Genomic DNA, 19,423 nt, shown 5'->3' with positions numbered 1-19,423 from the left:
TTGTTTTTGGAGCCGTCATGCATACTTTATGGACTATCGTTGCCGGAATATTTAAATGGAGCTGGCGTATACTGAATTTTGTGCGTCAGCTTGTCGCCAATGTCCTTTTTATCATCATACTGCTGTTAGCTGCCGGGACCTATGTCCTGCTGAGTGAACAGGATGTTCAGACCAGCCGTAACCCCGGGGCATTATATGTAAATCTCTCCGGTGTTGTCGTCGATCAGCTGAGCCGTAACAGTCCGCTGGAAAGTCTTTCTCTTCAGCTGCTCGGCGCGTCTTCCGGTCAGTTACAGGAAAACTCGCTGTTTGATGTGGTTGAAACTATCCGCACCGCCGCCACTGACCCTGACATTACCGGCATGATCCTGAAGCTGGATGATTTTATCGGTGCTGATCAGCCGTCACTTCAGTATATCGGCAAAGCCATCACCGAATTCCGCAAACAAGGGAAACGGGTTTATGCCGTCAGCGGCAACTACAACCAGGCGCAATATTACCTGGCATCCTATGCAGACAAAATCTACATGCCGCCGCAGGGTGGTGTCGGTATCTACGGCTTCGCTACCAATACGCTGTATTATAACGAATTGCTGGAAATGCTGAAGGTAAAAACGCACATCTTCCGTGTCGGCACCTATAAATCAGCCGTTGAGCCGATGATGCGCAATGATATGTCGCCGGAAGCCCGTGAATCCACACAGCGTTTTATCAGTGTGCTGTGGGATAATTATCTCACCACACTCGCGCAAAACCGTAAAACCGGCAAAACCACCATTTTCCCGGGCGCACAGCAGATGCTGGCACTGATGAAATCCGCAAATGGTGATAATGCGGCTTATGCTGTCACACAGAAACTGGTCGATGAAATTATGCCGGCCAGCGTGTTTGAGTCTGAAATGTCCAAAACATTCGGCTGGGATCAGAAGAAAAACACCATCAATGCGATTCCGTTTGCTGAGTATGCCAAAAATATGGGCATCGGCGTGCCGAAGGGAAAAACCACCGGTAATATCGCGGTCGTTGTGGTTCAGGGCGCGATCGTTGACGGGCCGGATGCACCGGGAATGGCCGGTGGTGATACCGTTGCCGCACAAATCCGCGAAGCCCGTCTGGATCCGCAAGTGAAAGCCCTGGTACTGCGGGTAAACAGCCCGGGCGGCAGTGTAACGGCATCGGATCAGATCCGTGCGGAAATCGCAGCACTGAAACAGAGCGGTAAAGCCGTGGTGGTTTCCATGGGAGGTATGGCGGCCTCCGGCGGTTACTGGATCTCAACACCGGCAAACTACATTATTGCCTCACCGAGCACCATCACCGGCTCCATCGGTATTTTCGGTGTGATCACCACCTTTGAGGACACCCTGGGTGAAATCGGTGTGCATACTGACGGTGTATCCACGTCTCCGCTGGCTGACGCCACAGTGACCAAGGCACTGACACCGGAATTTTCAGAACTGATGCAGCTGTATATCGAAAACGGGTACCGTAACTTTATTAACCTCGTTGCCAAATCCCGCCACAAAACACCGGAAGAAGTGGATAAAATTGCCCAGGGCCGTGTCTGGGTAGGTATTGACGCCAAAGCGAATGGCCTGGTCGATAAACTCGGCGATTTTGATGATGCGGTTGCCAAAGCGGCAGAGCTGGCCTCTGTTGAACAGCCGGTACTCAACTGGATGCAGCCGGAAATGTCGTTCATTGACAAACTGCTCGCGGAAACAGCCGGAAATGTGAAGGTGACACTGCCGTCATCATTACAGGGGCTGATCCCGGCACCGGTCGGCGCACAGCTGACACAACAGGCATCCTTTATGAAAATGCTGACGGATCCGCAGTACCGTTATGCATTCTGCTTAAATTGCACCAATATTCAGTAAGTTTTATTCTTTATCCGCAAAAGCCTGTTCGTGACGAACAGGCTTTTTTTTATTTCTGAAGCCCCTATAATTTCCTTCCCTGTACTCATTGTTAAGAGCAGTAACATGCAAAAGAAATCCATTTATGTGGTCTATACCGGCGGGACTATCGGTATGCAGCATTCGGCACAGGGCTATATCCCTGTTTCCGGCCATCTTCAGCGCCAGGTTGCCAAAATGCCGGAGTTCTTCCGTCCGGAGATGCCGGATTTCACCATCACCGAGCACCAGCCGCTGATTGATTCATCCGATATGACGCCGGATGACTGGCAGTGTATCGCGGATGATATCCAAGCCCAGTATGACCACTATGATGGTTTCGTGATCCTGCACGGTACGGATACCATGGCATTCACCGTATCGGCACTCTCCTTTATGTTTGAGAACCTGACCAAGCCGGTAATTGTGACAGGGTCACAAATTCCGCTTGAAGCACTGCGCTCCGATGGTCAGATCAACCTGCTGAATGCCCTGTACCTGGCGGCAAATTATCCGGTCAATGAAGTGGGCTTATTCTTCAATAACCGCTTATACCGGGGTAACCGTACCGTCAAAGCCCACGCGGACGGCTTTGCGGCCTTTACCTCCCCGAATTACCCGCCGCTGATGGAAGCCGGGATTAATATCCGCAATCTCAATACACACCCGCTGCCGCAGAGCACTGCACCTTTCACGCTGCATAACATCACTCCGCAACCCATCGGCGTGGTGACCGTGTATCCGGGCTTGTCAGTGGATGTGGTGAACAACATTCTGCAGCAGCCGGTCAAAGCACTGATTATCCGCTCTTACGGCGTGGGTAATGCACCGCAGCACCCGAAACTGCTCACAGCACTGCGGGAGGCCACAGAGCGCGGCATCATTGTGATCAACCTGACACAGTGTATTTCAGGGCGCGTCAATATGGGCGGCTATGCCACCGGTCATGCGCTGGCGGAAGCCGGGGTGATCAGCGGCTTTGATATGACCTTCGAGGCGGCGCTGACCAAACTGCATTATCTGCTCAGCCAGGATTACACCAGCAATGAAATCCGTATTCTCATGCAGCAGGATCTGCGCGGAGAACTGAGCTATAACGACAACTGAGGAGTCGGCAATGAAAAAACCGGCATTACTTCTGGTGGATATCCAGAATGATTTTTGTCAGGGCGGCAGTCTGGCTGTCCGCGACAGTGATGCGGTGATCCGCACAGCAAACCGGATAATAGCCCGTTGTCAGCAGCAAAATATTCCTGTGATCGCCAGTCAGGACTGGCATCCGGCAGCGCATCTGAGCTTTGCGGTTAATTCAGGGACAGTGATTGGTGAATGCGGCGAGCTGAACGGACTGCCGCAGGTCTGGTGGCCGGTGCATTGTGTGCAGAACACGCCGGGAGCGGATTTTCATCCTGAGCTGAATAAACAGGCCATCAGCCATATTATTTATAAGGGTGAAAATCCGGAAGTGGACAGTTACAGTGCATTTTATGATAACGACCACCGGGAGCCGACCGCCCTGCTGCCACTGTTGACAGAACGGCAGATCACGCATCTCGCGGTTCTTGGGATCGCCACCGATTACTGTGTGAAATTTACGGTACTGGATGCCCTGGCGGAAGGTTTTGCCGTCACTGTGATCACAGACGGCTGCCGGGGCGCTAATTTACAGCCGGATGACAGCCTCACCGCCTTTGCAGAGATGGAAAACGCCGGGGCGGTATTGCAGACTGCCGCTCAGTTCTGCGGCGAAAACGAATAGCAAAAATCACAACGGGACAGTCAATACTGTCCCGTTTTATATTCAGTCCTGCGGTCTCAGTGTCGCCAGGTGAGTGTCGGTAAACAGCGCTTTCAGTTCCTGCTTACTTTTCAGACTGATTTCCCCGTCAGTACCCACCGTCATATGTGCCGGATCCGCATTATGGCGGGACTGCCATAACATCACCAGCTGCAGACTGCTGCTTTTCTGGGATTCCGTCAGCGGTACACCATCGGCCCATTTACCCAGTTCGACGGCGGTCACCAGACGCCCGTAGACTTCCGGCGTCATGGCGGACAATAAATCATCAATTTCCATACAGTTCCTTCCCCGAAAGCGTCTGATTTCACGTTTTGATCACATCAGAAGCTGAATCGTTTTTTCTATCGTTATACAAATGTTAAATACCAACATAACCAAACTAACCGCTTGTTATTGCTTTTGTTTTTTCATCTTCAAAACTCAGTGATGCTGAGTTAATGCAATAACGCTGCCCTGTCGGCGCAGGCCCGTCAGGAAAAACATGCCCCAGATGCGCATCACAATGGCCGCAGCGGGTCTCAATACGATGCATGCCATGAGAGGTATCGTCAATATACCGGATCGCACTTTTGCCGACCGGTTCATAAAAACTCGGCCAGCCGCAACCGGCATCAAATTTGGTATCCGAATAAAAAAGCGGAGAACCACAACAAATACAACGATATAGCCCCTGTTTCTCATTATAGAGCAGGCGGCCGGTAAACGGGTGCTCAGTTCCCGCTTCCTGTGTGACATAGTGCTGAATCTCTGTCAGCTCAGCAGGTGTATCCCGCTTTTTATCAGTCCCGGACATAGCTGAATCCTTATCATTATTGTGCAGGGTCAGTCAGACTACAGAACAACAAAAAATTAACATCAAATGACCGGATGTTATTCTAAACTTGTCATGTCAGCATTGACACTACTTATTTGTGACATGTTTCACATTTATGCCCCATACACGCTGTCTTTATTCCGGTAAGTCCCGATAATAGCGGCGACAAATTTACTGAAAGTGGCGATTTGTTGAGCAGATTAAATGTTAAATGACATTAATTGACACGATTCCGCTTGACGGCTGGCAAGGTTTTGGTAACTTTAGTAGCAACTTTAATTCACTAACAAATAGCTGGTGGTAATACTATGACTATCAAAGTAGGTATTAATGGTTTTGGTCGTATCGGCCGTATCGTATTCCGTGCTGCACAAGAGCGTTCAGATATCGAAATCGTTGCAATCAACGACCTGCTCGATGCAGATTACATGGCATACATGCTGAAGTACGACTCAACTCACGGCCGTTTTAACGGTACCGTTGAAGTGAAAGATGGCCATCTGGTTGTTAATGGTAAAACTATCCGCGTTACCTCCGAGCGTGACCCTGCGAACCTGAAGTGGAACGAAGCCGGTGTTGATGTTGTTGCTGAAGCAACCGGTCTGTTCCTGACTGACGAAACCGCACGTAAACACATTCAGGCAGGCGCGAAGAAAGTTGTTCTGACCGGTCCTTCCAAAGATGCGACCCCGATGTTTGTTATGGGCGTTAACCATAAAGATTACGCGGGCCAGGAAATCGTCTCTAACGCATCCTGTACCACTAACTGCCTGGCACCACTGGCAAAAGTCATCAACGACAAATTCGGTATCGTTGAAGGTCTGATGACCACTGTTCACGCCACCACTGCCACCCAGAAAACTGTTGACGGTCCTTCACACAAAGACTGGCGCGGCGGCCGCGGTGCATCCCAGAACATCATCCCGTCTTCTACCGGCGCAGCAAAAGCAGTGGGCAAAGTTATCCCTGCACTGAACGGTAAACTGACCGGTATGTCTTTCCGTGTTCCTACTCCTAACGTCTCTGTTGTTGACCTGACTGTCCGTCTGGAAAAAGCAGCCACTTACGCTGAAATCTGCGAAGCTGTCAAAGCAGCAGCAGCCGGTGAACTGAAAGGTGTGATGGGCTACACCGAAGATGACGTGGTTTCCACTGACTTCAACGGCGAAGTACTGACTTCTGTGTTCGATGCCAAAGCCGGTATCGCACTGAACGACAACTTTGTGAAACTGGTTTCCTGGTATGACAACGAAACCGGTTATTCTCATAAAGTTCTGGATCTGATTGCACACATCTCCAAATAAGTCTGCACTCATATTCTCTGAAATGGCCGCGATTGCGGCCATTTTTTATTTTATACATCATGACAGCACCATACCGGTTTAAATGGTGATATCTTTAAATACATTCCTCAGCCTGTTTCATATTATTTTCCGGTGACGACAATAAACAGGAAAATAACCGTGAAAATAATCTCCTATACTCCGGAATATCAGCCTCTGCGTGCAGGAAGCTGTACTGGAAATCAACCTGTTTTCAGCCATCTGAAAGACAACCTCGCTTCCGTTATTAATAGTTTTAAAACATTCTCAACCGGATGTCATACACAGAAAGACCATAATATCCGCAAAGTGTGTGAGCGATTAATTGCGCTGACCTGCATGACCCCCGAATGTTATCTGACTCCCGTAATAAAAACGTGTGCTGCGGAACTCGGCTTTGTATTACCGAATCAGACCGAACCAGTTTCAGCAGAAAACGGACAGGCGACTGCATCAATCGGTAAATTATCTGTATTGTCCACCTCATCTGTCTCAGCACAGGCAGCATATAATATGCTCAGGCAACAGCAGGATAAATATCTGTCATCCGGACACGAATTCTCACAGGAGAATACGGATACCATACAGATGGTGCTTGAGATGGCAGAACAGGGCTTTTGTCTGGCCAGAGATCATTCTTCCCGTTATGAGGACAAGTATATTGTGACCACAAAACCGGCAGAAAATACTCAGAATAACGCGATCAGCATTACACCGGAAAAACGTCGTCTGCTTCACAGCGCAGCATACCGGATGAACCTTGCACTGACCCGTCAACTGATAGATGTGCATTATAAAAATGAAAGTATCATGAGTAATACCGGGGGTTCTGTATTAAGCAGACAGAATTTTTCAAATCTTTCACATCAGATTTTCTATCCCGATTTTAATAATATATCTATCGCGACATAAAATTCCGGATGTCAGGAGCCGCTTTTGCGGCTCTTTTGTTTTGGGGTAAACAGTCGTAAAGTAGAGATTAAATGTCCTGTTTTTATTACAAAAGGGTAAATTATGATTGACCGCCTTCTTGCGTTACCGGTTACCAGTCCGATCACCCCTTCACTGTCCCAGCGTCAGATGGGTGATTTGCCGGTTATTGTGATCGACCATCCGAAAGTCCGTGCTGCGGTCAGTTTTCAGGGAGCACAGGTACTGGCATGGCAACCTGCCGGTTCAGAACAGCCGGGATTGTGGCTCAGTGAGAACAGTGCATTTACCCCGGGTGTGGCCATCCGCGGCGGGATCCCTATCTGCTGGCCGTGGTTCGGCCCGGTACAGGCGCCTTCTCACGGTTTTGCCCGTATCATGCAGTGGGAATTCACCGCCCATAATGAAAATGAAGAGGGTGTATTTCTCACATTCACTTTGCGTGACAGTGCGGAAACCCGCAAATTGTGGCCGCACGAATTCACACTGATTGCCCGCATCCGTCTGGGAGAAACCTGTGAGGTTGAGCTGGAAGCTTACGGGCAGTATCAGGCAACCGCTGCGCTGCATACCTATTTTACTGTCGGTGATATTGCTCAGGTCAGTATCAGCGGTCTGGGTCAGCATCTGCTGGATAATCTGTCACAGCGCGAAGAGTATACCGAAGATACAAAGCTGGTGTTCAATGGCCGTACTGACCGCATTTATACCGAGCCGGAACAAGCCACCTATATTCACGATAAGAAATTAAAACGTCATATTGAAGTGGTGCATTTTCATCACAGTGATGTGGTGTGCTGGAACCCGGGAGCGGCATTATCCGCATCAATGGCAGATATGCCGGATGACGGTTATAAAACCATGGTGTGTGCCGAAAGTGCGCGTATAAACCGCCCTATGGCACCACAGGGTGATAAACCGTCCCATCTCTCTGTCCGTATCCGTCTGAACCCGAAAATCGGCTGACAGGCTGTTCCCGCGCTTATGAAGGCCGGTAAAGGATTACCGGCTTTCATATACCGTTTTCAGCAGCGGTGAATCAAACATGGCCACCGGCGAAATCACCGTTTCATTCAGCGGAATATTCTTTCCGTATCGCTCCTTCATTTTCGCCTGAACTTCCGGTGAGGATAAATCAAACTCCCGCAATGTCTGTAACTGCCCGACCTCTGTATTCAGGGCATTTTTATAAATTTTCCAGACCAGTTCAGAACAATAAATCCGCTCATCATCCCATGAAAATGTCAGATCGTAAGGCCGTGACTGATAACGGCCCGCCTCACGGTATAAAGCCAGCTGCTGTGAGGAACTCAGTGGTTTTTTCAGGCGTTTCACCACATAGTGATTACCGGTACCACGTGAAATCCACTGTTTCAGCGGAGTAAACCGGACGGTTTTTTCCGCCTCATACACATACGGTTTTCCGTCACGCAGCAGAATAATACCCATGTGGCTGTATACCGACCCGGTCGCTTTTTGAATGGCAAGGCTCTGAGAGGAGCGCGAGGTATGAAAAATAATATCGCCCTGCTGCGGCTGCCATGCATACACGGCGGAAATAAAGAAACAGAGCAATAACAGACAATGACGCAACACGCTGACCACAGAAAGCCTCCGGCAGGATTTCAGCCATAAAAAAACTGCACCGGACACAGGTCAGGTGCAGTTCTGTTATACCGCTGAATCATCAGAAAGTATAAGTCACACCGGTCCACAGGATGGAGGTGTATTTTTTATCCACCATCGGGCTGTCTTTGGCCTCCGACGGTAACAGGTCGATACGGCCCATGGCGAAGGCGGACCAGCTTTCATCAAACTGATAGCGGCCGGTCAGCTCGACATACGGTGTCCAGCTGCTGCCCGGACGGTATTCATCCAGACCACTGCGGCGGGATTCCGCGTCAGTGATCCCGTATTCATAACGGTTCTGTTTTTCACTGGACCAGATCACACCCACCCCCGGCTGGACAGACCAATTATTCCCTTCGAATCCGTAGAGGTAAGCGGCATCAAAACGCATACCGTCACTTTTACCCAGGATATCGCCGGAGAAGTTGGTACGCAATGTTCCCCACGCTTCATGGTGACGGTAGCTCAGCCCGGCCATGGCGGTATCACGGCGGTTATCGAGTTTGCGCATACGGGAATCTTTATTATCTTTGGCACGGTATGCCTGCGGGTAGTAGAACAGATCAACGGACAGCTGATCTTTTTTATCATTCCACAGATAATAACCGGTCGCTAACGTATGAAAATAAAAGTTTTTACCTTCATAGTTAACCATCGGAACCGGCATAAACTTATCAGACGTTTTTGTGCCGCGGTATGCCTGATCCTGATAGAGTACAGATGCACCGACAGACCATTTCCCGTCATCGGCAAACGCAGAGGCTGACATGACAGTTAACATACTGAGGCTGAGCAGGCCGGTTAATTTCTTATGCATTATCATTTCCTGAGTTAAATTCATGTACAAATTACCGCAACCAACGCTTGCGGATCGCATATATTACGGTGAATGATAATTCAGCGATGATAAAAATTACAAATATTTACTGTGCTAAATCGTGCCGCCGGTTTTCGTTAAGTAATGTCACTGCCGCGATAAGCGCCTGTCCTGCAGCAATTCCGCCATCACCGCACGGCAGCTGACGGGGTTCCAGCACCTGCCGGTGGCTTAATTTGTCCTTAATGAAACGGCGCAGCAGCCTGTTATTAAATACCCCGCCGGAAAGCACAATCGTATCCGTATTCCTCCGTACAGCGGTTTTATCCGCCATTCCTGCCACCGTATTTGCCAGCAGCACATGAAAACGGAATGCTCTTTCCGGTATTGTCAGCGTATCATCCGCCAGCATCTGCCAGAGCGGGCATAAATCAATGGTATTATCCGCCGTCAGCGGCAATGTTTCACCTGTAATAAGTTCATCCTGATTGTGACACTGTAACGCATAAGTTTCCAGTGCACAGGCTGCTTCACCTTCCCAGCTTATCTGATCAGCGGTTAATCCCAGCGCACAGGCCACCGCATCAAACAAACGCCCGCATGATGACGCTTTCGGGGCATTGATGCCCTTCTCAATGGCTTTGATAAGCGGTGCTGTATTCTTCCCGGCAAGCCGTGCTGCCAGTGGCGAAGACGGCCACAAACCGGCATGATGCAGATGTGCCAGCAGGTTACGCCACGGCTGAACAGCGGCTTTATCACCACCTGGCAGACTCACCGCCGGTAACCCGCCGGTGCGGGTCATCTGCCGGTAATCACCCGCCAGGATTTCACCGCCCCATAATGTGTTATCCGCGCCGTACCCGAGGCCATCGAGCGCTATCCCCGCCACTTCGCCATCTTCCTGACGCCAGCCGTGTTCTGCCAGACAGGCTGCAATATGAGCATGATGATGGTAAACCGGAATAAACGGCACCTCATGTGCCTGCGCCAGTGCCATACCTATCTGATGGCTGATATAGCCCGGATGCGCATCCCCGGCGACAACCTGCGGTTTCATCTGATAAATCTGTTCAAACAGTTTCAGCGAGGCCTCAAGCTGCCCCTGCACGGAGAGATCGGCCAAATCCCCGAGATGCGGCCCGGTAATCAGCTGCTGATGATGCAGCAGACAGAAGGTGTTTTTCAGGTCACCGCCCAGCGCCAGAACCGCAGGCGGATTTTTGCCGGTCACAGTACTGACATCAATGGCATCCGGCACATAACCACGCGCGCGCCGCAGCACCTGAACATCACCGGACTGATAACGGACAAGAGAATCATCCGCCCGCTGAATAATTTCGCGGTTATGCATAAGAAAAGCATCGGCAATGGTACTAAGCTGCTCAAATGCCGCTGCGTGATCCAGTGCCGGGGTATGACCCGATGCATTCCCGGAGGTCATAATCAGCGGGCGCTGAATATCATGCAGTAACAGGTGCTGTAACGGGTTAGACGGCAGCATAATTCCGGTTTCACACAATCCCGGTGCGACCAACGGCGATAAAGCAGCAATCATCCCCGGTTCATCTGTCAGCACAATCGGTGCAGCCGGACTTTTCAGCAGCGTTATCAGGCCGGGATCCGGCGCCTGTCCGGTGCATTCCGCCAGCCAGTCAACGGACGGTATCATCACCGCAAATGGCTTGGCAGGCCGGTGTTTACGGGCTCTCAGCAGAGCCACAGCGTCACTGTTTTGTGCATCCGCCACCAGATGAAAACCACCCAGTCCCTGCATTGCCAAAATTTTTCCGTCTTTCAGTAAGCGGACTGCGGCTGACAGAGCATCATCAAAACGGGCGGTAATCTGCTGCTGCGGATCCGTCAGCCAGATATGCGGCCCGCAATCCGGACAGGCATTAGGTTGTGCGTGAAAGCGGCGATCTGCCGGGTCGCGGTATTCATGCTGACACACCGGACAAAACGGAAACACCGACATCGTGGTGTTCGGGCGATCATACGGCATTCCTCTGATAATAGTGAAACGGGGTCCGCAGTGTGTGCAGTTAATAAAAGGATAACGGTAACGGCGGTTGCCGGGGTCAAACAACTCACTCAGACAAACATCACAGGTTGCTGCATCCGGGATAATCTCCGTATCCATTTCCCCCTGTCCGCTGGCGGTGATAGTAAATGCTGCCGGACGCTGTTCAAAGGTATAATGCTGCTGCCCGATATGGTCGATACGCGCCAGCAACGGGCACTGAGCCTGCAACCGGCTGATAAAACCGGCGATATCCGCATCTGCCGGAAGGTGGATAAGCACCCCTTCACTGTCATTGCTGACATCCCCGCACAATCCCATCTGATGTGCTATCTGCCAGACAGCCGGACGAAACCCGACTCCCTGAACTTTTCCTTTCACCCGGATTTCCACACCCGCCTGCATACCGCACTCCTGCCTGATTTCAACCGCCACAGTTTACTGCGCGCAGAGTGACCGGGTATTTATCAGGATCATAAAAACAGCCGGAAAGACGTATAATTACCCGGCGGTGATCACCGGTACCCGCCGTGCCAGTGCCGTCAGCAGCTCGTAGCCGATAGTCCCGGCATATTGCGCGACATCATCCGCCGGAAGATTCGCACCCCACAATTCAACCGGTGTACCGATATCCGCCTGCGGACAGCGGGTGATATCAACTGTCAGCATATCCATGGAGATCCGTCCCGCCAGCGGACAGCGCTGACCGGCAATCCAGACCGGTGTGCCATCCGGTGCGTGGCGCGGGTAACCATCGGCATAACCACAGGCAATGGTGGCAATCCGCATCGGCTCCGCAGCGGTAAAACGGCTGCCGTAGCCTACCGTTTCGCCGGCTTCAATATCATGAACAGCAATAATTTCACTGCGCAGTGTCATTGCCGGTTTCAGGCCGAATTCTGCAATATCCGCACTGTTGCCACTGGGTGATACGCCATAGAGGATAATACCGCAGCGCACTTCATCCGCACGGGTGTCCGGTTCCCACATGGCCGCTGCGGAATTTGCCAGACATTGCGGTAAGTTCAGAGAGCTGAACAGGGCAATACGGGACATCTGTTTATGAATACCGGCGGTTAAATCCGCATCCGCAAAATGGCTCATCAGTGTGATAGTGCCGACCTGTGGTAATACTGTCAGGCGCTGGAGTGCATTCAGGTACGCCGCCGGTGAAAAGCCCAGCCGGTTCATGCCGCTGTTCAGTTTCAGATACACATTCAGCGGATGAATAAACGATGTTTCCTCTATCGCTTTAAGCTGCCACTCGCTGTGTACGGATGTTGATAATTGCAAATGGTCAATCAGAGACAGATCCTGCGGCTGAAAAAATCCTTCCAGTAACAGAAGCGGTTTCTGCCAGCCCAGTTCGCGGACTTTCGCCGCCTCACTGAAATCCAGCAGCGCAATGCCCTCCGCCTGCGCCAGTGCCGGAAAAATCCGTTCAATGCCATGTCCGTATGCATCCGCTTTTACCACTGCCCACACCCGGGACGGGCTGACCCGCTCTTTTACCCGGGCCAGATTATAGCGGACAGCCTCACTGTCAATCACAGCCTGTATCGGACGAGGCATAAAATCACCACTCCTTATTTTGTTCGTTATGCGGTATGCAACTGCTGCGGGATCACCAGCCGGGTCTTAAATCCGTTCAGATAACGTGAAACGGCAAGATCATCCGCACGGATAGCCGGTTTGTCACCGGACATAATATCGGCAAGCAACTGCCCGCTGCCGCAGGCCATTGTCCATCCGAGGGTGCCGTGACCGGTATTGAGGAACAGGTTACTGTATTCCGTCGGCCCGACAATCGGAGTACCGTCCGGTGTCATCGGGCGCAGACCGGTCCAGAACGTGGCTTTGCTGATATCCCCGCCGCCGCCGTAAAGATCCTGTACCACCATTTTCAGTGTTTCGCAGCGCCGTCTGACAATATCCAGATTAAAACCGACCACTTCCGCCATACCGCCGGCACGAATGCGCTGGTCAAAACGGGTCACCGCAATTTTATACGTTTCATCCAGTACGGTGGATGCAGGAGCACGGCTTTCGTCAATAATCGGCATGGTCAGAGAATAACCTTTCAGCGGATACACCGGGATGGCGACATGACCGTGCAGTAATTTCGTGGAGTATGAACCCAGCGCCACCACATACTGATCACCGGTGATCACTTCCTCATCACAGATCACCCCGCTGACGCGATCACCGCTGAATTGCAGACGGTGAATATTGACACCGAAACGGAATTTCACGCCGGCCTGCTGTGCCATTGCCGCCAGCCGTTTGGTAAAAAGGTTACAATCCCCGGTTTCATCATTCGGCAGTTGCAGGCCACCCGCCAGCTTATGTTCCGCATGGGCCAGCGCCGGTTCTGCCTCGTGCAGTTCACGGGCACTCAGCAGGCGGTACGCCACGCCTTCCTGCTTCAGAACCGCAATGTCATTGGCGGCGTTATCCAGCTGCTTTTGTGTGCGGAACAGTTGCAGTGTACCGCCCTGACGCCCCTCATACTGTATCCCGGTTTCTGCGCGTAATGCTTTCATGCAGTCACGGCTGTATTCCGCAATCCGCACCATGCGGCTTTTATTCATAACATAATAATCCGCACCGCAATTACGCAGCATCTGCCACATCCAGCGCAGCTGGAACAACGAACCGTCCGGCCTGATGGCCAGCGGGGCATGTTTTTCAAACATCCATTTCACCGCTTTCAGCGGAATACCCGGTGCGCCCCACGGTGTGGCATAACCGGGAGAGATTTGCCCGGCATTACCGAAGCTGGTTTCTTCCGCCGCCGCCGGCTGCCTGTCGATAACAGTCACATTGTGCCCTTTCTGCGCGAGATACCAGGCTGTTGTGACACCGATAACACCACTTCCCAGGATGACAATGTTCATGTTGCCGCCTTGTTACTTATTTCACATTAGCATCAGCATAATATTTCAGAAACATTTTGCCAACATAGCGGAATCCCCTCACATCATATTAAGTCTGATTCTTTGCAGCCTGTCACAAAACCGTATTTTTTTTAATCACTGATATCATTAATTAAATTATCCTTTTATCCGAAAATGCTTTTATTATCTTGTAATATAAGCATTTACTAAATAGTATGCAGGCTATCTGTCGCAGGCACCGCTGCGAACTCATCGTGAAACGCAACCGGACTCTCGTCTCTGTTGCCGATGACACCAGACTGAATAAATAATCCGTATATTTACGTTACGCCGGTTATTTATCAGAAAACGCCCTCTTCTTTTTTATGCCTTCCGGCATATTTTCCGGTAATCACCATGAATATTAAAAACCAACGCAAAACCATCACTACCTTACCCGATGGCCGCCACTTCAGCTGGTATGATTCCGGCCCGGAAACCGGTATTCCGGTTGTATTCTGCACCGGTGCAGGTATGAGCGGCTCTGCCGGATTCGGCATTTCGTATCTGGCAGACCATAATATCCGGCTGATAACCCCCGATCGTCCCGGACTGGGGGACTCTTCTCCCGATGCCGGAAAATCCCTGATGTCCTTTGCTTCAGATGTCACTTTTCTGATGCAGTCACTGGGTTACGCACAGTTCCGGGTGGCGGGATTCTCTCAGGGCGCGGTTTATGCCATGGCGCTGGCGTATTATGCGGACGTTTCCGCTCTGGCACTGATTTCGGGACAGGATCAGTTCGATTACCCGCCAACCCGGGCACTGTTATCTGCGGATATCATTGATATGCAAAATAACGCCCGGACTCAGCCTGACGGATTTAGTGCATGGGTGCGGGAAAATATCACTGCAGAGTGGCTGATGAATTTCATTCTGAATTACAGCGGGGAAACAGACCTTGCGGTTTATCAGGCGGCAGATTTTTTACCGGTTTACCGGCAGTGTATGGCAGAGGCATTTTCTCAGGGAAATGAAGGCTATACACAGGATCTGCTGATTGCTATGCAGGAATGGGGGTTTACACCGGAGCAAATCACCTGTCCGGTGTCGCTGTGGTACGGGGAGAAGGACACCAGCACCGTGCATTCCCCGGATGGCGGCAAAATCCTGGCCGGACGCTTTCCCCGCGCGGAACATCATCTGTTTGCGGAAGAAGGCGGCTCCCTGCTCTGGACACAGTCACAGGCGATATTACAGGCTCTGGCCCGCGCATAACAAAAAAACCGGCACTGAGCCGGTTTTTCATCCTGTCCGCCTGTATTACTGCGGATTCAAATCCTGTGCAATACCGCTCTGCATGGTCTGCCAGATAGTACCGCTCTCTTTGCCGTAGCTGCGGACACAATCCAGTACTTTATCATAGGCTTTTTCACGGCACAGGCCGGTCAGCTGCTGATAAAAATTCCGCGCCAGTTTACGCGCTTCCGGGCTTGCGAAATAGAACCGGCCGACCCGTGTATATAACCCTTTCAGACCATTCAGGATCAGACCGTAAATCGGGTTGCCGGAGGCAAATGCCAGGCCGCGGAACACGTCATAATCATACTGGCTGAACGCATCGGAATTATCATCCGGCTCATTTTCCCGGCTGAGAATTTCCAGTGACTTTTCCGGATTATTACGAAACGCAGTACGGATAAAAATGGATGCAATATTGGTCCTGGCTGCCAGCAGGTTCTCAATCAGTTTCGGCGCGCTTTCGTGATCGAGACGGGCAATGGTTTCCAGGATGTTCAGTCCGGATGTTTCCCAGAAATTATTAATTTTTGTCGGTTTACCGTGCTGAATCGTCAGCCAGCCATCTCTGGCAAGGCGTTGCAGTACTTCGCGCAGGGTTGTCCGGGTCACACCAATCAGTTCAGATAACTCACGCTCTGCGGGTAAAATGGATCCCGGCGGAAAGCGGTTATTCCAGATACTCTCAATAATATACTCTTCTGCAAACCCCGCAGGGCTCTGCGCCTTGATGACCATAGATGACTTCGTCCAAAACAATTAACCTTCCAATTATCCGGATGATAACAGAATGTGATGCCGCGATATAGCAATCAGCTTGCGAAAGAGTGAGTCCGGTCATAAATCATGATAGTGCGGACGGTGACCATCAGTTGATTTAAATTCTTAATAAATTCAGAATACCGGCGTAGTATAAAGCACTGTAGTTATACGCGGATCGTCTTTTCACCCCCTGCGGAGGACACACAGCAATAATGGAAATATCAATGCGGCAGGCCTTCCTGAAAAACTTCATGGGCCACTCCCCTGACTGGTACAAGCTTGCTATTATTCTTTTTTTAATTATAAATCCGGTTGTTTACTTCTTTATTGACCCTTTTACCGCCGGCTGGCTGCTGGTCATTGAGTTTATTTTCACCCTTGCGATGGCACTGAAGTGCTATCCGCTGCAACCCGGCGGCCTGCTGGCGATTGAGGCGGTACTGATCGGCATGACCTCTCCGGCACAAATCAGTCATGAGATTATGAATAACCTGGAGGTTATTCTGCTGCTGATCTTTATGGTTGCCGGTATTTACTTTATGAAGCAGCTGCTGTTGTTTCTGTTCACCAAACTGCTTCTGTCTATCCGCTCCAAACGCGCGCTTTCCCTTGCTTTCTGTCTGGCAAGTGCATTTTTATCCGCATTTCTGGATGCTCTGACGGTGATCGCCGTGGTGATCAGTGTATCTGTCGGGTTTTATGCGATTTATCATCAGTATGCTTCTTCCGGAAAGGAAACGGTGACACTCAGTGATGATGAATTTATTGACAGCAGCGAAATGCGCCAGACACTGGATCAGTTCCGTGCCTTTCTGCGCAGCCTGATGATGCATGCCGGTATCGGTACCGCTCTCGGCGGCGTGATGACCATGGTGGGTGAGCCGCAGAACCTGATTATTGCCAAACATGCCGGATGGGATTTCGTGAATTTCTTCCTGCATATGGCGCCGGTGACGATTCCGGTGTTTGTCTGTGGTCTGCTGGTCTGTTACCTGGTGGAACGGTTTAAACTGTTCGGTTATGGTGCGGAACTGCCGGATCGGGTCAGAGCCGTACTGGAGGATAATGCACAAAAATCCGCAGCACGCCGGACCAAACAGGAAAAAATGCAGCTGATTGTCCAGGGCCTTATCGGTATCTGGCTGATCACTGCACTGGCCCTGCATCTCGCCGAAGTCGGGCTGATCGGTTTATCGGTGATTATTCTGGCAACAGCATTCTGCGGGATCACGGAAGAGCATGCTCTCGGTGAGGCTTTCGAGGAAGCACTGCCGTTTACCGCCCTGCTGACCGTGTTCTTCTCTGTTGTCGCGGTAATTGTTGACCAGAAATTATTCACACCGTTTATTCAGTTTGTCCTCAGTTCGGATCCGTCATCGCAGCTGTCACTGTTCTATCTGTTCAACGGCCTGCTCTCGGCGGTCTCCGATAACGTCTTTGTCGGCACGGTGTATATCAATGAGGCAATGACGGCAATGAAAGCGGGACTGGTATCCTATACCCAGTATGAATATCTGGCTGTTGCTATCAATACCGGGACAAACCTGCCGTCAGTGGCGACACCAAATGGTCAGGCGGCATTCCTGTTCCTGCTGACGTCCGCACTGGCACCGCTGATCCGGCTTTCCTACGGAAAAATGGTGATCATGGCGCTGCCTTACACCATTGTGATGACACTGGTCGGTTTCTTCGGTGTTGAATTGTGGCTGGTACCGGTTTCAGAATGGATGACGGCAAATGGTATGATCACACTGCCGTAACCACTTTTTTACACTGCACTAACCGGAATAACCGTGTTATTCCGGTTTTTTTGTTTCTGCCCGCCGTAAATGCGGAAAAGGGGTGCGCTGCTGTATTTTTTATCGTACAGTCGCTGCGTTAGTTAATCTGTTTCTTATTAATCGGATAACCCGGATACAATTATGCTGACTTATCTTTATGCGTGTTCGCGGGGCCGCGGTGCATGGTTTTTACTGATGATCTCCGCACTGGCACTCGACGGTATCGCCCTGTTCTTTCAGCACGGAATGGGATTACAGCCGTGTGTGATGTGTATTTATGAACGTATTGCCGTCCTGGGCATTGCATTTGCCGGATTCCTCGGCTGGATAGCACCGCGCAGCGTTATCATCCGCTGGCTGGCTATTGCCCTGTGGATTTACAGCGGGATTGCCGGATTACAGCTGTCATGGGAACACACCATGATCCAGCTCTACCCGTCTCCGTTCAATACCTGTGATTTCTTTGTGAATTTCCCGGAATGGCTGCCGCTCAATACCTGGCTGCCGTCCGTGTTTGAGGCGTCCGGTGACTGTGCCGTTCAGCAGTGGGTATTCCTGAAACTGGATATGCCGCAGTGGCTTATCGGGATCTTTGCTGTGTATCTGCTTGTCAGTGCGCTGGTATTATTATCCCAGTTCATTCACCGCAAACAGCCGCGCCGTCTGTTCTGATCTGACTCAGTCAATAACAGCCGTGTCATCATAACACGGCTGTTCAGAACGCATTTATAATACTGATCCGCAACTTCCGGAAAGCAGTGACTGCTGGCTGCAGCGTTTGCCGTTGGCAAACTGACAGCCCGGTGTCTGTGCGCCGTTCAGCTCGCGGATAAGTGACGGCGTTCCGCCCGCATAGCTGCAACTGACCCGGGCATCTTCAGTTAAATCAATTAACGGCTGCTGGTAGCGCGGGATCTGCTTTTGCTGCACCGTGTCCGGTGAACTGCTGCAACCGGCGGTAAACGCAGCCGCCGCAACAATAACACTGCACAATACCCGCCCCGGGCGGCGGAAAAATGGAACTGATATCATGATTATGGCCTCATAGCTGCGGATGCAGCTCAGTGAACACTGCTTTTCGAGAATAAATTTATCACTAATACACCCGCAATAATGAGAGCCATCCCGATAACTGCGGGTAAATCCAGTTTCTGGTGATAGATAAAATAAGCGGCGGCAGAGACAATGACAATACCCAACCCGGACCAGATAGCATACGCAATCCCCAGCGGCATCATCCGCACCACCTGAGACAGCGCCCAGAACGACACGCAATAGCCGATCACCACCACGACCGACGGTATCAGCCGGGTAAAACCGTCCGCCGCCCGTAACATTGAGGTCGCCACCACTTCCGCGCCCACGGCCAGCGTCAGCCACAATAAACCATTCATAAATCACCCGTTCATATCGTTATCAGCCAGTAAGGCGGATATTATAAAGAAATCAGAAAATAAATATCCCCCGGCAT

Annotated in this window: 19 protein-coding genes; 9 read left to right on the top strand and 10 right to left on the bottom strand. The window is 51.1% G+C overall.

What is annotated here, in order from left to right:
- The first annotated feature begins 17 nt into the window (after positions 1–17).
- From sppA to pncA, 3 genes are all read left to right on the top strand, one after another.
- Positions 18–1,880: a signal peptide peptidase SppA gene (sppA, locus tag U868_RS0109450; protein ID WP_025153073.1), complete on the top strand. Its 1,863-nt coding sequence runs from the start codon at positions 18–20 to the stop codon at positions 1,878–1,880.
- 105 nt (positions 1,881–1,985) lie between these two features.
- Positions 1,986–3,005: an asparaginase gene (gene ansA / locus U868_RS0109440; protein ID WP_025153072.1), complete on the top strand. Its 1,020-nt coding sequence runs from the start codon at positions 1,986–1,988 to the stop codon at positions 3,003–3,005.
- 10 nt (positions 3,006–3,015) lie between these two features.
- Entirely contained in the window at positions 3,016–3,657 is a 642-nt protein-coding gene (gene pncA / locus U868_RS0109435; RefSeq protein ID WP_025153071.1) for a bifunctional nicotinamidase/pyrazinamidase, read from the top strand.
- Between the two features lie 42 nt (positions 3,658–3,699).
- On the opposite strand, the gene U868_RS0109430 is transcribed toward pncA, so the two are convergent.
- Entirely contained in the window at positions 3,700–3,975 is a 276-nt protein-coding gene (locus U868_RS0109430; protein ID WP_025153070.1) for a YeaC family protein, read from the bottom strand.
- A gap of 103 nt (positions 3,976–4,078) precedes the next feature.
- On the bottom strand, positions 4,079–4,492 hold the full coding sequence (gene msrB, locus U868_RS0109425) for a peptide-methionine (R)-S-oxide reductase MsrB (RefSeq protein WP_025153069.1): 414 nt from the start codon (positions 4,490–4,492) through the stop codon (positions 4,079–4,081).
- A gap of 329 nt (positions 4,493–4,821) precedes the next feature.
- Here msrB and gapA point away from each other — a divergent pair, with 329 nt between their 5' ends.
- The 3 genes from gapA to U868_RS0109410 all read left to right on the top strand — a co-directional run bounded on the left by gapA (position 4,822) and on the right by U868_RS0109410 (position 7,731).
- Complete coding sequence (gene gapA / locus U868_RS0109420; protein ID WP_025153068.1) at positions 4,822–5,817, top strand: glyceraldehyde-3-phosphate dehydrogenase; 996 nt, start codon at positions 4,822–4,824, stop codon at positions 5,815–5,817.
- A 159-nt stretch (positions 5,818–5,976) separates the two neighbouring features.
- Positions 5,977–6,747 (top strand): hypothetical protein, encoded by a 771-nt coding sequence (locus tag U868_RS0109415; RefSeq protein WP_025153067.1) that lies wholly within the window; start codon positions 5,977–5,979, stop codon positions 6,745–6,747.
- A gap of 102 nt (positions 6,748–6,849) precedes the next feature.
- Positions 6,850–7,731 carry a D-hexose-6-phosphate mutarotase gene (locus U868_RS0109410; RefSeq protein WP_025153066.1) on the top strand — a complete coding sequence of 294 codons (882 nt, stop codon included), beginning with the start codon at positions 6,850–6,852 and terminating at the stop codon, positions 7,729–7,731.
- Positions 7,732–7,767: 36 nt separating this feature from the next.
- Here U868_RS0109410 and U868_RS0109405 read toward each other — a convergent pair whose 3' ends face one another.
- From U868_RS0109405 to U868_RS0109385, 5 genes are all read right to left on the bottom strand, one after another.
- Positions 7,768–8,358 carry a YiiX family permuted papain-like enzyme gene (locus U868_RS0109405; protein ID WP_025153065.1) on the bottom strand — a complete coding sequence of 197 codons (591 nt, stop codon included), beginning with the start codon at positions 8,356–8,358 and terminating at the stop codon, positions 7,768–7,770.
- A gap of 94 nt (positions 8,359–8,452) precedes the next feature.
- Positions 8,453–9,211 carry a MipA/OmpV family protein gene (locus U868_RS0109400; protein ID WP_025153064.1) on the bottom strand — a complete coding sequence of 253 codons (759 nt, stop codon included), beginning with the start codon at positions 9,209–9,211 and terminating at the stop codon, positions 8,453–8,455.
- Between the two features lie 106 nt (positions 9,212–9,317).
- Positions 9,318–11,639 carry a carbamoyltransferase HypF gene (gene hypF, locus U868_RS0109395; RefSeq protein WP_025153063.1) on the bottom strand — a complete coding sequence of 774 codons (2,322 nt, stop codon included), beginning with the start codon at positions 11,637–11,639 and terminating at the stop codon, positions 9,318–9,320.
- Positions 11,640–11,735: 96 nt separating this feature from the next.
- Positions 11,736–12,806, bottom strand: a complete 1,071-nt coding sequence (alr, locus tag U868_RS0109390; protein WP_025153062.1) for an alanine racemase — start codon at positions 12,804–12,806, stop codon at positions 11,736–11,738.
- Between the two features lie 26 nt (positions 12,807–12,832).
- The gene (locus U868_RS0109385; protein ID WP_025153061.1) at positions 12,833–14,131 is read right to left on the bottom strand and encodes a D-amino acid dehydrogenase; all 1,299 of its coding nucleotides are present in this window, start codon (positions 14,129–14,131) and stop codon (positions 12,833–12,835) included.
- 396 nt (positions 14,132–14,527) lie between these two features.
- Here U868_RS0109385 and U868_RS0109380 point away from each other — a divergent pair, with 396 nt between their 5' ends.
- Positions 14,528–15,388, top strand: a complete 861-nt coding sequence (locus U868_RS0109380; protein ID WP_025153060.1) for an alpha/beta fold hydrolase — start codon at positions 14,528–14,530, stop codon at positions 15,386–15,388.
- A gap of 45 nt (positions 15,389–15,433) precedes the next feature.
- Here the strand turns inward: U868_RS0109380 and fadR are convergent, their stop codons facing one another.
- Positions 15,434–16,147, bottom strand: coding sequence for a fatty acid metabolism transcriptional regulator FadR (gene fadR, locus U868_RS0109375; protein WP_025153059.1), 714 nt, complete (start codon positions 16,145–16,147; stop codon positions 15,434–15,436).
- Between the two features lie 236 nt (positions 16,148–16,383).
- Between fadR and nhaB the strand changes: the two genes are divergently transcribed.
- A complete protein-coding gene (nhaB, locus tag U868_RS0109370) occupies positions 16,384–17,931 on the top strand; it encodes a sodium/proton antiporter NhaB (protein WP_025153058.1) in 1,548 nt (515 codons plus the stop codon).
- Positions 17,932–18,093: 162 nt separating this feature from the next.
- Complete coding sequence (gene dsbB, locus U868_RS0109365; protein WP_025153057.1) at positions 18,094–18,624, top strand: disulfide bond formation protein DsbB; 531 nt, start codon at positions 18,094–18,096, stop codon at positions 18,622–18,624.
- Between the two features lie 54 nt (positions 18,625–18,678).
- Here the strand turns inward: dsbB and U868_RS0109360 are convergent, their stop codons facing one another.
- Together U868_RS0109360 and U868_RS0109355 are read right to left on the bottom strand one after the other, a co-directional pair.
- Positions 18,679–18,984, bottom strand: a complete 306-nt coding sequence (locus U868_RS0109360) for a putative hemolysin (RefSeq protein WP_025153056.1) — start codon at positions 18,982–18,984, stop codon at positions 18,679–18,681.
- 29 nt (positions 18,985–19,013) lie between these two features.
- Complete coding sequence (locus U868_RS0109355; RefSeq protein WP_025153055.1) at positions 19,014–19,346, bottom strand: SMR family transporter; 333 nt, start codon at positions 19,344–19,346, stop codon at positions 19,014–19,016.
- Positions 19,347–19,423: the final 77 nt, after the last annotated feature.

Source organism: Morganella morganii H1r, from assembly GCF_000633515.1.
In the GTDB taxonomy this organism is placed as follows: Bacteria; Pseudomonadota; Gammaproteobacteria; order Enterobacterales; family Enterobacteriaceae; genus Morganella; species Morganella morganii_B.
Note: the sequence above shows the minus strand (reverse complement) of the source record. Positions and strands in the feature narration are given on the sequence as shown.

Bases quoted from the DNA above. Each gene is read 5' to 3' on its own strand.
- sppA (WP_025153073.1), top strand. From the start codon at position 18: ATGCATACTTTATGGACTATCGTTGCCGGAATATTTAAATGGAGCTGG.
- ansA (WP_025153072.1), top strand. From the start codon at position 1,986: ATGCAAAAGAAATCCATTTATGTGGTCTATACCGGCGGGACTATCGGT.
- pncA (WP_025153071.1), top strand. From the start codon at position 3,016: ATGAAAAAACCGGCATTACTTCTGGTGGATATCCAGAATGATTTTTGT.
- U868_RS0109430 (WP_025153070.1), bottom strand. From the start codon at position 3,975: ATGGAAATTGATGATTTATTGTCCGCCATGACGCCGGAAGTCTACGGG.
- msrB (WP_025153069.1), bottom strand. From the start codon at position 4,492: ATGTCCGGGACTGATAAAAAGCGGGATACACCTGCTGAGCTGACAGAG.
- gapA (WP_025153068.1), top strand. From the start codon at position 4,822: ATGACTATCAAAGTAGGTATTAATGGTTTTGGTCGTATCGGCCGTATC.
- U868_RS0109410 (WP_025153066.1), top strand. From the start codon at position 6,850: ATGATTGACCGCCTTCTTGCGTTACCGGTTACCAGTCCGATCACCCCT.
- U868_RS0109400 (WP_025153064.1), bottom strand. From the start codon at position 9,211: ATGCATAAGAAATTAACCGGCCTGCTCAGCCTCAGTATGTTAACTGTC.
- hypF (WP_025153063.1), bottom strand. From the start codon at position 11,639: ATGCAGGCGGGTGTGGAAATCCGGGTGAAAGGAAAAGTTCAGGGAGTC.
- alr (WP_025153062.1), bottom strand. From the start codon at position 12,806: ATGCCTCGTCCGATACAGGCTGTGATTGACAGTGAGGCTGTCCGCTAT.
- U868_RS0109385 (WP_025153061.1), bottom strand. From the start codon at position 14,131: ATGAACATTGTCATCCTGGGAAGTGGTGTTATCGGTGTCACAACAGCC.
- U868_RS0109380 (WP_025153060.1), top strand. From the start codon at position 14,528: ATGAATATTAAAAACCAACGCAAAACCATCACTACCTTACCCGATGGC.
- fadR (WP_025153059.1), bottom strand. From the start codon at position 16,147: ATGGTCATCAAGGCGCAGAGCCCTGCGGGGTTTGCAGAAGAGTATATT.
- nhaB (WP_025153058.1), top strand. From the start codon at position 16,384: ATGGAAATATCAATGCGGCAGGCCTTCCTGAAAAACTTCATGGGCCAC.
- dsbB (WP_025153057.1), top strand. From the start codon at position 18,094: ATGCTGACTTATCTTTATGCGTGTTCGCGGGGCCGCGGTGCATGGTTT.
- U868_RS0109360 (WP_025153056.1), bottom strand. From the start codon at position 18,984: ATGATATCAGTTCCATTTTTCCGCCGCCCGGGGCGGGTATTGTGCAGT.
- U868_RS0109355 (WP_025153055.1), bottom strand. From the start codon at position 19,346: ATGAATGGTTTATTGTGGCTGACGCTGGCCGTGGGCGCGGAAGTGGTG.